At 51.0% G+C, this 14,317-nt stretch carries 14 protein-coding genes; 6 read left to right on the plus strand and 8 right to left on the minus strand.

What is annotated here, in order from left to right; all coding sequences use genetic code 11:
• Positions 1-347: 347 nt before the first annotated feature.
• The gene (gene pheT, locus GS601_RS17760) at positions 348-2,813 is read left to right on the plus strand and encodes a phenylalanine--tRNA ligase subunit beta (protein ID WP_162424627.1); all 2,466 of its coding nucleotides are present in this window, start codon (positions 348-350) and stop codon (positions 2,811-2,813) included.
• 15 nt (positions 2,814-2,828) lie between these two features.
• Entirely contained in the window at positions 2,829-3,098 is a 270-nt protein-coding gene (locus tag GS601_RS17765; protein ID WP_162424628.1) for a YciI family protein, read from the plus strand.
• Between the two features lie 93 nt (positions 3,099-3,191).
• Here GS601_RS17765 and GS601_RS23330 read toward each other — a convergent pair whose 3' ends face one another.
• The 6 genes from GS601_RS23330 to GS601_RS23005 are packed head-to-tail and all read right to left on the minus strand — an operon-like array spanning position 3,192 to position 5,718.
• Positions 3,192-3,332, minus strand: a complete 141-nt coding sequence (locus GS601_RS23330; protein WP_238393351.1) for a precorrin-6A/cobalt-precorrin-6A reductase — start codon at positions 3,330-3,332, stop codon at positions 3,192-3,194.
• 30 nt (positions 3,333-3,362) lie between these two features.
• On the minus strand, positions 3,363-3,731 hold the full coding sequence (locus GS601_RS17775) for a DUF5615 family PIN-like protein (protein WP_162424629.1): 369 nt from the start codon (positions 3,729-3,731) through the stop codon (positions 3,363-3,365).
• A 9-nt stretch (positions 3,732-3,740) separates the two neighbouring features.
• Entirely contained in the window at positions 3,741-4,034 is a 294-nt protein-coding gene (locus tag GS601_RS17780) for a DUF433 domain-containing protein (protein WP_162424630.1), read from the minus strand.
• A 19-nt stretch (positions 4,035-4,053) separates the two neighbouring features.
• Entirely contained in the window at positions 4,054-4,860 is an 807-nt protein-coding gene (locus GS601_RS17785) for a cobalt-precorrin-6A reductase (RefSeq protein ID WP_162424631.1), read from the minus strand.
• Positions 4,857-5,537, minus strand: a complete 681-nt coding sequence (locus tag GS601_RS17790) for a class I SAM-dependent methyltransferase (protein ID WP_338017069.1) — start codon at positions 5,535-5,537, stop codon at positions 4,857-4,859. Before GS601_RS17790 ends, GS601_RS17785 begins: the two co-directional genes overlap by 4 nt.
• Before the next feature lie 4 nt (positions 5,538-5,541).
• Entirely contained in the window at positions 5,542-5,718 is a 177-nt protein-coding gene (locus GS601_RS23005) for a hypothetical protein (protein ID WP_202925177.1), read from the minus strand.
• Positions 5,719-6,380: 662 nt separating this feature from the next.
• Here GS601_RS23005 and GS601_RS17795 point away from each other — a divergent pair.
• From GS601_RS17795 to GS601_RS17805, 4 genes are all read left to right on the plus strand, one after another.
• A complete protein-coding gene (locus GS601_RS17795; RefSeq protein WP_162424632.1) occupies positions 6,381-8,921 on the plus strand; it encodes a mannose-1-phosphate guanyltransferase in 2,541 nt (846 codons plus the stop codon).
• Positions 8,922-9,031: 110 nt separating this feature from the next.
• On the plus strand, positions 9,032-9,475 hold the full coding sequence (locus tag GS601_RS17800; RefSeq protein ID WP_162424633.1) for a single-stranded DNA-binding protein: 444 nt from the start codon (positions 9,032-9,034) through the stop codon (positions 9,473-9,475).
• Between the two features lie 84 nt (positions 9,476-9,559).
• Positions 9,560-9,703 carry a hypothetical protein gene (locus tag GS601_RS23800; RefSeq protein WP_338017070.1) on the plus strand — a complete coding sequence of 48 codons (144 nt, stop codon included), beginning with the start codon at positions 9,560-9,562 and terminating at the stop codon, positions 9,701-9,703.
• Positions 9,704-10,259: 556 nt separating this feature from the next.
• Positions 10,260-11,987, plus strand: coding sequence for a SulP family inorganic anion transporter (locus GS601_RS17805; RefSeq protein WP_162424634.1), 1,728 nt, complete (start codon positions 10,260-10,262; stop codon positions 11,985-11,987).
• 125 nt (positions 11,988-12,112) lie between these two features.
• Here the strand turns inward: GS601_RS17805 and GS601_RS17810 are convergent, their stop codons facing one another.
• Both GS601_RS17810 and GS601_RS17815 read right to left on the minus strand, forming a co-directional pair.
• Positions 12,113-12,835 (minus strand): cyanoexosortase A system-associated protein, encoded by a 723-nt coding sequence (locus GS601_RS17810; protein ID WP_162424635.1) that lies wholly within the window; start codon positions 12,833-12,835, stop codon positions 12,113-12,115.
• A 77-nt stretch (positions 12,836-12,912) separates the two neighbouring features.
• Positions 12,913-14,317, minus strand: a 1,405-nt coding sequence (locus GS601_RS17815; protein ID WP_202925178.1) for a cobaltochelatase subunit CobN, incomplete at its 5' end; no start/stop codon positions are given.

Consider the following 14,317-nt stretch of genomic DNA (forward strand, 5'->3'; position numbering starts at 1 on the left):
AACTTGGCAAGGGCAGAAAGATAGAGGCTAGATCGGGAGAACGTTTGGGTTGAGGTTGCACCCGGTTGATGGAGACCCAAAGCCTCGATAAACCGATGAAAACTAACCCGCTGATTCAACCCTGTTTGATCACAGAGTACCCAGCGAGAAAGCCTAAAAAAACAATCGTCAGGGCTGCGATCGCAGTTTCTAATTAGTTAGCAAAAGAATTTCATGGCTTAGCTTGCAAACCGAGCTTGCCTCCCAACCTTAAGGCTCGAAACCGGCTCTTAACCCACGAATTACAAATTATGAATACGAATTAGGTAAAATGGTTCAGAATTGGCGTCGCTTGGGAATAGGGCTGAATGCGGATTTCTCTAAACTGGTTGCAAGAGCTTGTCGATCTATCCATGTCCCCGGAAGCGCTAGCTGACATGCTGACCATGGCAGGATTTGAGGTTGAAGAGATCGAGGATCGGCGCACATGGGCAAAGGGTGTTGTTTTAGGAAAAGTATTAGAGCGCCAGCAACACCCAAACGCCGATCGCTTGAGTGTGTGTCAGGTAGACATCGGGGGTGAAACTCCGTCGCAAATTGTCTGCGGCGCGGCAAACGTCAGAGCCGATATCTACGTTGCGATCGCAACGTTGGGAACTTATTTACCCAAGGTTGACCTGAAAATTAAGTCTGCCAAACTCAGAGGCGTTGCATCTGAAGGCATGATCTGTTCCCTCTCAGAAGTGGGCTTAACGAAAGAGTCTGAAGGCATTCACATTTTTGATGAGGCAATGATCGGGTCGCTGACGGTGGGAAGCGATGTGCGATCGCTGCTAGGGCTAGATGATGTCATTCTCGATCTCACCTCTACTGCAAATCGAGCCGATGCCCTCAGTATGGTTGGCATTGCCCGTGAGGTGGTAGCGCTGACCGGAAACCCGCTCCGGCTGCCAGACGCTCCACCCGTGGAACCCACCCCAAGCAAACCGTTGGCGCTCAACATTTCTGAACCTCAAGCTTGCCCAACTTACATCGGAACCGTGATTGAGGGATTGAGTGTTGCCCCGTCTCCTGCATGGTTGCAGCAACGATTACAGGCTGCCGGAGTTCGGTCAATTAACAACGTGGTGGATGTGACAAACTACATCATGTTGGAATGGGGACAGCCGCTTCATGCGTTTGATCGCGATCGCTTAGTTACTGTGGCTGGCGATGATGCACTGACGATGGGCGTTCGGTTTGCCCGGGCTAGAGAAACAGTGAAAACCTTGGACGGCAGCGATCGCCCGCTCCTAGAGCAAGCCTTGCTGATTACCGCCAACGACAAGCCCACCATGCTCGCAGGCATCATGGGCGGCGAAGACACCGAAGTCTATGCCGGAACCCAAGCTGTGATGCTAGAAGCGGCGATTTTTGATGCAGCAGCAATTCGGCGATCGGCGCGTGCCCAAGGATTGCGAACTGAGGCCTCTGCCCGGTACGAGCGAGGGGTAAATTGGGCAGAACTGGAAACGGCGTGTCGCCGCGCAGTCAAGCTGATCACCGAGTTGGCGGGGGGGCAAGTTGTCGCTCAAGCCATGGCAGATTCTCGCCCCGCTCAAGATGCCTTGACGCGATCGATCGACCTCCGCTTAGAACGGGTCAACCAAGTGTTAGGCATGGTTGAGGGGGAAGATGATCTCATCGAACTGCAATCTACCGATGTGGAACAGACGCTCACTGCGTTGGGGTGCCACCTTTCGATGAGCACACCAGGAACGTGGCAGGTCACGGTGCCGCCTTACCGCTATCGCGACTTAGAGCGAGAGATCGATTTAATTGAAGAAGTGGCGCGGCTGTATGGCTACAACAAATTTTGCGATACCTTGCCGACGAAAACAGAGGCAGGCTACCTGTCGATCGAGCAATACATCACGCGCCATCTGCGGGAGGCATTCCGAGGAGCGGGATTGACGGAGGTAATGCACTACTCCCTCAGCAAACCGAGGAGCGATTCGCTTTGCGAAGCTCCGAAGGATCGCCAAATCGTTCTGGCTAATCCCCTCTTCACCGAATATTCTGCGCTGCGAACAGATTTGCTGGATGGCTTGATCGATGCGTTCCAATACAACCAGGAGCAGGGGAATGGCGCACTCAATGGCTTTGAGTTTGGGCATGTGTTTTGGAACGCAGAAGAGGGGCTGACCGAATCGGAATATTTAAGCGGCATTTTGGGCGGCGATCCCACGCAAGGAAAGTGGATTCGGAGCGGCAAAGAGCAGCCCCTCACCTGGTTTGAGGCAAAGGGCTTGCTCGATGGCGTGTTTGAGCGGGTTGCCTTGCCGGTGGAATATCAGCCCGATCGCCGAGATGATCGGCTGCATCCTGGACGCACGGCATCGCTTTGGGTGCGAGGCGATCGCTTGGGCACATTCGGACAACTGCACCCGCAACTGCGTCAAGAACGTGGTTTACCCGATGAGGTCTATGTCTTTCAGCTTGATTTAGAGGTTGCCATTCGCCATTTAGAAACCGATCAAGCGCTGGTTCCGGTGTTCAAACCTTACTCGACCTATCCTGCCTCTGACCGCGATATTGCTTTCTATGTCTCGACTCGGATCGCCGTTGCCGACCTCCAGCGCACGATGACAAAAGCAGGGGGCGTGCTGCTAGAATCTGTTGGGTTGTTTGATGAGTATCGGGGCGACCGTGTGCCCGAAGGTCAGCGCAGTTTGGCGTTTCGGTTAGTGTATCGAGCTAGCGATCGCACCCTCACCGACAAAGATGTTGATCCGGTTCACCAAAAGGTTCGGGATGCGTTGGTGGAAAAGTTTCAAGTTGAACTCAGAAGCTAGGTTAAAGGAGAAACAATGACGAAATATGTGATGTGGGGAAGCTACTGTGAGGGTGTTCTCGAAAAACGCGAACCTTACCGAAAAGCTCATTTAGACGGGTTAGCTAAACAGAAAGCGGATGGCGTGTTGGTAACGATTGGCCCAACCAAAGATGTTACGAAGGTATTTGGCATCTATGAGGCAGAAAGCGAAGCAGCAGTGCGGCAGTTGGTTGAGTCTGATCCCTTCTGGGAAAACGGCATCTGGACAGAGTACGAGATCAAAGAGTGGATTCAAGCGTTTTAGAGGCGTTCTAAAGAAACTGGCGGCAAAACTGTAACGCCTGATCGATATTCCCAGTCTGCTGAGGATACGCGATCGCAGGTCGCTCAATCACAATTATTTAACGCCCAATGCTTTGGCGACGTTGCGCTTGACCTGTTCTCCGCCCGGAGTGCCCGATGCTTTGGTGACAACGGTTGAAATCTGCCACTGTCGCCACAGCGATCGCTCTAATGCATCACTCTCTCTTCGATTCATGACTCATAGACGGACGAAAAGCAAGTGTTGCTAGTCTTCGATCCAACGGCTAAGAAATTCCACTTGATTGTGCATCTCTTCGGCTGACGTTGCTTCAATCAGCTTCCCTAGTCCGCGTAGTTGTCTTCCAATGGAATATCGTTGTTGTAATCCCATAATGATTCCAGCGTGGGCTTCTTCTTGGCTTACAAAAATCGTGTGTAGCTGATAGAAGTCTCTTACGTTGGAGGTATAAATTACGCGACCTTGCTCGGTTGCCCAACGAAGCTGATCGTCATCTGGATATCTCAGTCGTTTGACCTCCAATGTGGTTAGAACATCGATTCCTCGCTCATGTAACGCCTGTACTAATGCTGTCGCTTCAGAATCTTCATCTATGTACAGCCGAATTTGGCTCACAGTTGTTTACTAATGTTGTTTACTCAGGTTGTGAAGTGCATCTAATCGATCGTATTCTGCTACTTCGACCGCGATATCTGCATCAATTTCTGCCTGGTTAGCATGATAGTACGTTAAAGCAGCATACACTTGCGCTAGAGTCAGGTGCCCTATTTGCTCAGCAATTTCGCTCGGAGTAAACCCTTGTTGATGCCAGATGGCAATGCGTCGAACGGTAACGCCAGTACCCGCAATTAATGGCTGACCTCCGTGAACACGAGGATCAGAGTCAATTAAGATTCCAATGTTAGAAAGTGCGGGCAAGGTTTGTCCTCACAAAGCTCTACTCTTGAATTCTAGCGCTGCGATCGTTGATGATCCGAGAAAGAAACGCGATCGCTTCTGTCACACTGTTTGTGACTTGAGGATACGCGATCGCAGGTCGCTCAACCACAATCAATTTGACGCCCAATTCTTTGGCAACGTTGCGCTTCACATCTTCTCCGCCTGGGCTGCCCGATGCTTTGGTGATAACGGTTGAGATCTGCCACTGTCGCCACAGCGATCGCTCTAATTCATAACTGATCGGTGGACGCAGGGCAATGATGCGATCGCTGCTAAATCCCGCTTCTATCGCCGCTTCTACCGCAACTTGAGACGGCAAAATTCGAGTAAACAGCATCGCTTTATCCTGCCATGGTTTGAACAACGATAAAAACCGATAGCCGATAGTTAGCAACACTCGCTGCCCTCGCAACCAATCCGTTTCTAGCAACTTCTCAAAACTCTCAATTGACCAAACCCCGGTTTCATCCGTTGTTAGTGTCGGGCGTTCAAATCGCAAATAAGCAACGGGATGGGGATTGACTGCATCAGCGTCCTGTGTAACGCGAATCACGTTCTTCGATATTTCAACTGCAAACGGATGAGATGCATCTAGTACAACACCGATGTTATATTTCTTGATAAATCTCGGCAATTCGTTAGGATCAAGTTTGCCAACCCAAACTTGAATGCTTGGAGCAATCGGGTAAAGTGATGTTGCTGATTCAGTGGTTACGGAAACGACGCAGGGAAACTGAAGGGCTGCGATCGCTCGTGCCAATGTTGCGCTTTCCTCAGTGCCGCCGATCAGCCAAATCCGTTTCAAAACCCTACTTTATACAGTTCAAACAATTCCCCCGATTGCGTTTTGAGGATTTTTCCGCCCTCCGAGCCGATCATCTCTCGCCAATCTTTTAGAGATTCTAAAAAGACTTCTGCATTGGAATAGGTTTCTAAAATCGCCCAGCTTTCAGCCAGTTCGGCGTCCGGGTTCAACACATCAAACACAAAAACGCCACCCGGTTTGAGCACTCGCCGAACTTCGGATAACACTAATTTCCAATAGTCGAGCGGGTAATAGCAACTGAATCCGGTTGCGATCGCTAAATCGAACTGCTTCGCTTCATACTGCAAATCGTGGGCAGCACCAAGTTTCACACCCTTAAACAGCTTTGAGTTTAGCTGCGGTGCACGGGCGTTTAACGCTTCTTTAGCCACCGTGCTAATTTCCTGACCATAGAAAAAAGCGTTCCAGTCCCGCCAATCGTAAATCAGAAAACTGACCCCGCAGCCAACATCAAGGCAATGCTGATGCTTTTGAGGCTGGGCAAGCTGCCAAAACGGAGCGGTAAGCTTAGCTTGCAGTAAGCCTGACACCCGTTCTCGAAAAATCGGCATCGCCTGAACCTCATCGGGCAGATCCACCGACTCCCCTCGATATTCTCGATTAAAGCGATCGGCAACCGCTGCAATCTGCGTTTGCCAGTCTATAGAATGGTGCAACAGCTTAGCCCTTCAGTGCTTTGGTGAAATTTTGGCGGTAAGACTTATTCAAGACCAGAACAGGCCATAGTGCCGTTAAATACAGCTTTCCTTGGCTAAAGTTCGTGCGCCGAAAGCCCGACCAAAATTTAAACGCACCTACAACATAAACGACCAATAATGAAAAGACCAGAAAATTCATCCTCTAACCCTCAACAGTTTCTTTGAAGTTGTGCTGCACGACGATCGCACAGTGTTCTTAAGATTCTAGCAATCCTAATTTGGTTGCCGACAGAGAGTTGGCGACAGAAGGTTGGTGATGGAAGGTTGGTGATAGAGAGATCTGTGCCACAATTTGCTCATCAAGGTTTAGCCGCCGTCAGCAGATTGGCTTAAAAACTCGTTTGCCCTCTGGCGTAGCAGGTTAAAGACTTCGCCAACGTCTCCCCAATGAAAGAGGGCGGCTTGGTTGATCTATTTCAAGATTCCTGAGTTAGTCAGCCCTTGTAAGACTATCAAAAAGTTTAATAAAAATTGTTAGATTCAGGACTAGATAGTATTGAGTAAGGTCAAATAAAGTTAAGAACACGCTAAGTTTTATGGCTTAGCCCGTACCAAACGTTTGCCACCATCAACTATTGCAAAACTGTCATTATAAAGCAACGGGTTGAAACCGTAGGTTGAAAAAATAGATTGCAGAAACCGCCGCGATCGCTGTTTGCAATGGTGAAACGGGATGCCACTTCAAGGTTTTTCCTAGCCAAGCATTGCTGAGGGTGTCTCTATATATTTATTTTTTCACCTCTTCCATTTTTTTACCGCTAACTATCTATCGTTAAACGCCGTTAAAACAAGGAGACCTATATGCGAGCAGTGCTAATGGCAGGAGGATCGGGAACGCGACTGAGACCGCTTACGTGTGACCTGCCAAAACCCATGGTTCCTATTTTGAACCGACCCATTGCAGAGCATATTATCAATCTGCTAAAGCGCCATCGCATTCGAGAAATTATCGCAACGCTGCATTATTTACCCGACGTAATGCGCGATTATTTCCAGGATGGGAGCGACTTTGGGGTGCAGATGACCTATGCCGTTGAAGAAGATCAACCCTTGGGAACCGCAGGCTGCGTTAGAAATATTATCGAATTGCTAAATGGCACGTTTCTAGTCATCAGTGGCGATAGCGTCACCGATTTTGATCTCAGTGCGGCGATCGAGTTTCACCAGCGCAAAGGATCAAAAGCCACAATCGTGCTGACGCGCGTGCCCAACCCGATCGAATTTGGGGTGGTGATTACAGACGAAGAGTATCGCATTCGGCGGTTTTTAGAAAAGCCATCTACCAGCGAAATTTTCTCCGATACGGTCAACACGGGCATCTATATTCTGGAGCCTGAAGTGCTGGAATATTTGTCGCCCAATCAGGAAGCCGACTTTTCTAAAGACTTGTTTCCGATCTTGCTAGATAAAAACGAGCCGATCTTTGGCTACATTGCAGAGGGCTACTGGTGCGATGTGGGGCATTTAGATGCCTATCGAGAAGCACAGTATGACGGGCTATTGCGGAAAGTGAAGCTCAACTTTGCCTATCCTGAGCGATCGCCGGGGCTGTGGGTCGGCGAGAACACCTTCATCGACGCGAGCGCCAAGATCGAAACGCCTGCCCTGATTGGCAGCAATTGCCGCATTGGGTCTCGCGTCACCATTGATGCAGGAACCGCGATCGGAGACAATGTGACGATCGGAGCCGATGCCGATCTCAAGCGCCCAATTATTTGGAACGGCTCTATGATCGGCGATGAGGTGCATCTTCGAGCCTGTGTTGTGGCGCGAGGCGCACGCATCGATCGCCGGGCGCATATTCTAGAAGGCGCGATCGTTGGATCACTTTCTAGTGTGGGAGAAGAGGCGCTAATCAGCCCACAGGTGCGGGTGTGGCCCAGCAAAAGCGTTGAATCGGGCGCTACGTTAAACACAAACTTGATCTGGGGATATACCGCCCACCGCAATTTGTTTGGGCAACGCGGCGTTTCGGGGCTGGCAAATGTTGACGTGATTCCTGAGTTTGCCGTTAAATTAGGCGCGGCGTATGGCTCTACCCTCAAGCCCGGATCGCAGGTGTCGGTGTCGCGAGATCAAAGAACCATTTCGCGGATGGTGTCGCGATCGCTGATTGCGGGATTAATGTCGGTCGGTATTCATGTCCAAAATCTTGAAGCAACGTCAATCCCGGTTGCCCGTTCTGTCGCTCCAACATTAGGCGTTGCGGGGGGCATCCATGTTCGCGTTCATCCTGACAAATCAGAGCACATCTTGATCGAATTTTTTAACCCAAAAGGCATCAACCTATCGAAAGCAGCCGAAAAGAAAATTGAAGGCGCATTTTTCAAAGAAGATTTTCGCCGCGCTGCCATTCAACAAATTGGTAACGTTGTGCATGTCAACCAAGCGATCGATCTCTACAGCCGGGGCTTTGAAAAGCATCTTAATCTCAAAGCCGTTCAGCACAGTAGCTCAAAAGTTGTGATTGATTATGCCTACGCCGTGTCGGGTGCTGTGTTGCCGCAGTTGCTTGCCAAATTTGGCTGTGATGCGGTGGTGCTAAACGCCAGTTTGACGCAGACGGCTCCGACCATGGCCGATCGAGAAAGTTTGCTCAACCAATTAGGGCATGTGGTAGAGGCTCTAAAAGCGACATTTGGCGTGCAAGTATCGGCGAACGGAGAGCAGTTAATTTTAGTCGATGAAACGGGTAGCCCGATTCGGGGGGAAACCTTGACCGCCTTAATGGTGGATATGATTCTGACCTCTAACCCGCGCGGAACGGTCGTGGTTCCCGTTCATGCGTCTAGTGCTGTTGAAATGATTGCCCGCCGCCACGATGGGCAAGTGATTCGGACGAAAGCCAACCCGACGGCATTGATGGAAACTTGCTACGCCAACGCCAACACCGTGTTGGGGGGCAGTGGCGAAATGGGCTTTATCTTTCCACAACTGCATCCCGGTTTTGATGCCATGTTCTGCATTGCCAAGCTGATCGAAACCCTGACGCTGCAAGAGCGCACCCTTGCAGAGATTCGATCTGAGTGCCCGCGGGTGTCTCACAAAGTGTATTCGGTGCGTTGCCCGTGGACGGCAAAAGGAGCGTTGATGCGGCACTTGGTAGAAACCCATCCCACTGAAGATCTAGAACTAATTGATGGGGTCAAAGTCTTTAATCATCAGCGCGACAGTTGGGTGCTGATTTTGCCCGATGCCGGAGAACCGATGGTACATATTTATGCCAATAGTAGCGATCGCGGCTGGGTTGATGAAACCTTGCGAGAATACCGGCTGCGGGTTCAAGAATTTGTCTACCAAGAGCAAGGTGTTGAAGAAATCAGAGTAGAAAGAATGTACTAGTTTCCCTTTAACTCCCTCTGAAAATTAAGTAGAATAGAATTACGCAATTGGCAGTAAAATAGACGCTTGCAATGGCTGCCTCTACCCCATGATCCCTCATTTACCGTCCTATGAATAGCTGCATTCTTCTCGCAGAACTCCTTCAAGACCCTCAACTGCGCTACACCCCTGATAACCAAACCCCGATCGCTGAAATGCAGGTGCAGTTTGCGGGGCTGCGCCCTGAAGATCCGCCGGTGACGCTCAAAGCGGTGGGGTGGGGCAACATGGCACAAGAGATTCAGGGTAACTATCACCAAGGCGATCGCGTCATTCTTGAGGGGCGGCTGAGCATGAATACGGTGGATCGTCCGGAAGGCTTCAAGGAAAAGCGGGCAGAACTGACAATTCAGAAGATCTATACCCTAGATGGGGCATCAATTGGCTCGGTTACTACTGCATCTGCCCCCTCGGCGTCTAGCGCCCCTCCGGCAGCCTCTAAACCAAAAGCAGCAAAAGCGGCGGCAGCACCCGCCCCTGCCGATCAGCCAGAACTGGATGATATTCCTTTTTAGAGTTGATCGGGGGTTGGGTCTTGGTAGCACTAAGCGACCCTACAGCGTGGCAGGGCAACGGTTCTTTGTCTTTGTAGATCACTCCTGAATCGTTCTAGCTTTAATGAAGAGTTGGAGTGTGTGTCGATTGATCTAGCCCATGTTCACATTTGGGATCAGTCGGCGGTGGCGGCGATCGACAAAGTGGTGATTAAATTCCGCTGCAATGAGGCAGAGGTTGAAAGCTAGCTAGCGCCACACTACTCAACAAGCTAGCCCTTCCCAATTGCCCTGATGCACCGAAAGCCGCTCTGAGTATTGATCGAAAATACAATCCTGAAGAATTTTTCTTTGCACTGATGGGTCTGTCTTTTCTCAGAGCCGCGATCGCTATGTCGTTTGGTTAGCTCACCGCTTTGATGACTATGTTAATATTTTTTATTTAACGGATGTGTGTAGCTGAAAAGCCCCTTCAGCAGGCAACCTCATCGGCAGCATTGGCATTGAATTGAGGGATAGAGGGGTGCATGAGTCGATGGTTCCGATTACTAGACTACCCATCGACCCATCTACCCCCCACCCATCTACCCCTAGTCCCTCATTTCAAACTTGACAGACCACTAAGGAGTTACTCAACAAACCCGTTGACTGAACTACATAGTCTTAGTGTCACCAAAAAAGCAGAGAATGAAATGGCGATTATCGCGCATCTCAATGAAGCGGAACAAGCAGCAATATTCCTGGGTTACTGTTCCGGTAACAACGGCAGGATCAGCCCACTCCAACCCTTGAAGGGAGTAATACCGTGTCGATCAAACTTGTGAACAGCATTAGTTTCCGAAACCTGCGGGGCGATCTATTTGGTGGCTTAACAGCCGCAATTGTGGCTTTACCGCTAGCTTTAGCCTTTGGAGTTTCGTCTGGGGTAGGTGCGATCGCAGGACTGTATGGCGCAATTTTTGTGGGCTTTTTCGCGGCTCTGTTTGGCGGCACCCCTGCCCAAGTGTCGGGGCCCACAGGGCCGATGACTGTGGTGATGACAACTGTAATTGCTGCCTTAGTAGCTCGTCACCCCGACACTGGGGTAGCCTTGGCGTTTACCGTCGTTATACTCGGAGGACTCTTCCAAATCTTGTTTGGAGTGTTGCGCCTAGGACAGTACGCTACCCTGATGCCCTACACCGTGATCTCTGGCTTTATGTCGGGGATTGGAATGATCATTATTTTGATCGAAATTCCGCCACTGCTCGGCTATCAAAGCGTAGGCGGAGTATGGGGAACGCTGCAACAACTACCAACCTACCTCAGCCAGCCAAACCCCATAGCCGTAGGGCTGGGACTGCTGACACTGGCAGTGGTGTTTGCAGCCCCACCTAAGCTAAATCGCATCCTGCCCTCTCCTCTGTTGGCATTGGTGGTGGTGACGGTCTTATCCATCGTGCTGTTTGGGAATGCGAGTATCCCGCGAATTGGCGAGATTCCTATGGGGTTGCCAACGCTACGGATGCCTACCTTTAGCCTCGGCGAGTGGAGAGAGATGTTCCGCTATGGGCTGATGCTGGGAGTTTTGGGGGCAATCGACTCTTTATTAACCTCACTGGTGGCAGACAACATTTCGGGGACGCAGCATGATTCTGATAAGGAGTTGATTGGGCAGGGAATTGGTAACTGTGTATCTGGGTTGTTTGGCGGTTTGCCCGGCGCAGGAGCCACCATGCGGACGGTGGTGAATGTGCAGGCAGGGGGCAAAACTCCCCTATCGGGGATGATTCATGCGCTGGTGCTGTTGCTAGTCGTACTCTGGGCCGGACCGCTGACGACGGTGATTCCCCATGCTGTGTTGGCAGGTCTTCTGTTGAAAGTTGGGATTGACATTATTGATTGGGGTTTTATTAAGCGCGCCCATCGCCTATCGTTCAAGGGCACAGGGCTGATGTATCTGGTGCTGGCGCTAACGGTATTTGTCGATTTGATCACGGCTGTGGTGGTGGGCGCATTTATTGCCAACTTGCTAACGATTAAACGCTTGACCGATGTGCAGAGCGATCGCGTCCAGGCGATTACTGACCCGGCTCAATCTCATAACCTGAGTCTTGCCGAACAAGAAATTTTGGCTCGTTCTGGGGGAGATATTCTCCTATTCCAACTGAGCGGCCCTTTGAGCTTTGGAGCCGCCAAAATCATCTCTCAGCGGATGGCGATCGTCAAAGACTATCAAGCCCTGGTGTTGGATTTGAGCGACGTTCCGTCAATTGGGGTCACGGCCGCTTTGGCAGTCGAAACAATGGTGCAAGATGCCGTAAAGCGTCAACGTCATGTGTGGATCGTCGTCACACCCGGACAAGTGCAGCGCCGCATTGAGAGACTTCAGTTGCAGCGATTGTTCGTAGCAAGCGGCAGGGTGAATGAGCAAATGGCTTCTCTGCGATCGCCACAAATTTACCAATTGGAAAACCGCTTCCAGGCGTTGCAATCTGCGTCAGCGATGGTTCGACCCGAAAACCCTGTTGCCCCCACAACCAGCGAACCTTGAGTTATGTTCCTCTAGTTCACCCGTCAAACGCCCGAAAAAGCCCGTTACTACCTGTCAAATCGGTGAAAAAAGTTCAAACATCGGGTTGAGTACACCTCTCTGAAGCCTTTGTTGAGCTTTGGGTTTTAGGGTTGGGGAAAGCGACCTTGCCAACTTTGTACCCATTCTGCCCACGCCTCTTCTAGCTCAGGGGTTGAGAGGGGAGATGCCGCCGTTGGAACGGGTGCTGGAACGGTGTGTTTTATGGAAATATCTACCCACAGGCAGCGAGTGTCGCGTAGCGGGGCTTGCCCTAGCACCCACGGAAGCAACCGTTTGATCACAACGGTTGGATACGTTTGATAGCGGCGGAACTCGCTATCTTGAACGAGCGTGTTGCCATGAGGCGTAATGCAGGTGCTGATGTGGGGCGTCCGGTTTTGCTCGTAGAGCGCATAGGTACCGATGCTTGCGCGATCGCGGGGTGTCCATTCTGGCTGATTCAACGTCAGAGTCCGCTCTTGAAGAATGGATGGCACATCGACAATGCCTCGCATGAGGTATCGCATTTCGATGGTGATGGCATTTCCCGCTCGCCTGTATTGGTACTGTCGCCCCGCGATCGTGTGTTCATCCAATCGGGAGACCAAAGCCGGACTGAACCGCTTCTGAACCGCCACTTCGTTGCTTTGAAGAAACTGCCAGCCTGGAATAGAGACACTCGTTGGAAACGTGAAGGTTGGCGTTTTTGGAAGAGAGTCTGAGGGAAAAAAGGTTTTTGCGATCGCAAGTAGACTGCCGCCTAGGGCGATCGCGAGCATCCACTGTTGCACATGCTGTAGCCGTTCCCCGTGTTTCAGAGCCTGCATTAAGAAACCCGACCTAACGATGGGACTAAATCCTGTTTCTTTAATCAAGCCATCCCTGGTTTCTCCGGACAAAACCGTCACCCAGGATTGATATTGCTTTCAATTTCGCCTTCGGCTTGCAGTGCGATCGCTCGGAGTCGATCCAGCGTTTTTTGCTCAACCTGCTGCCATAAACCTCGCTGATTGGCTTCGAGCAACCGTTCTGCCATGTCCCGCAGTGCCCATGGGTTTTTTTGCTGCACAAACTCTTGCACCGTTGCATCAAACACATACGCCTCGGCAACACCTTGATACATAAAATCTTCAACGCATTGAGCAGTGGCATCGTAAGCGAAAAGATAATCAACCGTTGCTGCCATTTCAAACGCGCCTTTGTACCCATGACGCATCACACCAGCAATCCATTTTGGATTGACAACGCGAGAGCGATAGACACGGGCAATTTCTTCGTTAAGCGATCGCACTTTAGGGTTTTCTGGCAATGCATGATCGCCAAAATAAGTAGTAGGATTTTTGCCTTGTAGCGATCGCACGGCAACAGTTAATCCACCTTGAAATTGATAATAGTCATCGGAATCTAACAGATCATGCTCTCGGTTATCCTGGTTGTGTAGAACAATCTGCATGTTGTGCAATCGGTTTGTAAACGCCTCTGACGCAGAATGAGCAATCCCAGAACCCACATAAGCATAACTACTCCAGTTAACATAAGCGCGAGCGAGATCGTGATCGTCCGTCCAATTTTGTGCTTCGATCAGCCCTTGCAGCCCAGCGCCATAGGCACCCGGCTTTGAGCCAAATATTCGGAAGCGCGATCGCGCTTCTGCCTGGTCTGAAGTGAATCCCAGTTTTTGCCAATTCTGAGTTTCATGCTTAACGGTTGCCGCTAGAGGATTTTGGTCGCCAGATTCATCTAACTTAGAAACAGCCGTTACTGCCTGATCAAACAAGTCGATCAAGTTGGGAAAAGCGTCTCGAAAAAATCCAGAAATTCTCAGCGTCACATCCACTCTAGGGCGTCCCAAAATTGACACCGGCAAAATCTCGAAGTCGATCACCCGGCGAGATGCGCCATCCCAAATAGGTTGAACGCCTAGCAATGCCAGTGCTTCGGCTAGATCATCGCCTCCGGTTCGCATGGTGGATGTGCCCCACAGGGAAATCCCCAGGGTTTTCGGATAGTCGCCGTGTTCTTGGGTGTAGCGCTCGATCACGGCTTCTGCGGCTTTGCGCCCGACATCCCACGCGCTCTCGGTGGGAATGGCGCGGATATCTACCGAGTAGAAGTTGCGCCCGGTGGGCAAGACATCTGGGCGTCCACGGGTTGGCGCGCCAGAGGGTGCAGCAGGGATGTAGCCGCCGTTTAAGCCGTGGAGGAGGTTGGTGAGTTCTTGGGGGGTGGCTTGGAGGGCGGGGAGGAGGGTTTGGGTGAGCCAGGAGAGGTCGGGTGAGAGGGGGTGAGAGGGGGGGAGGGGGGGAGGG

This window comes from Myxacorys almedinensis A (assembly GCF_010091945.1).
Classification (GTDB): domain Bacteria; phylum Cyanobacteriota; class Cyanobacteriia; order Leptolyngbyales; family Leptolyngbyaceae; genus Myxacorys; species Myxacorys almedinensis.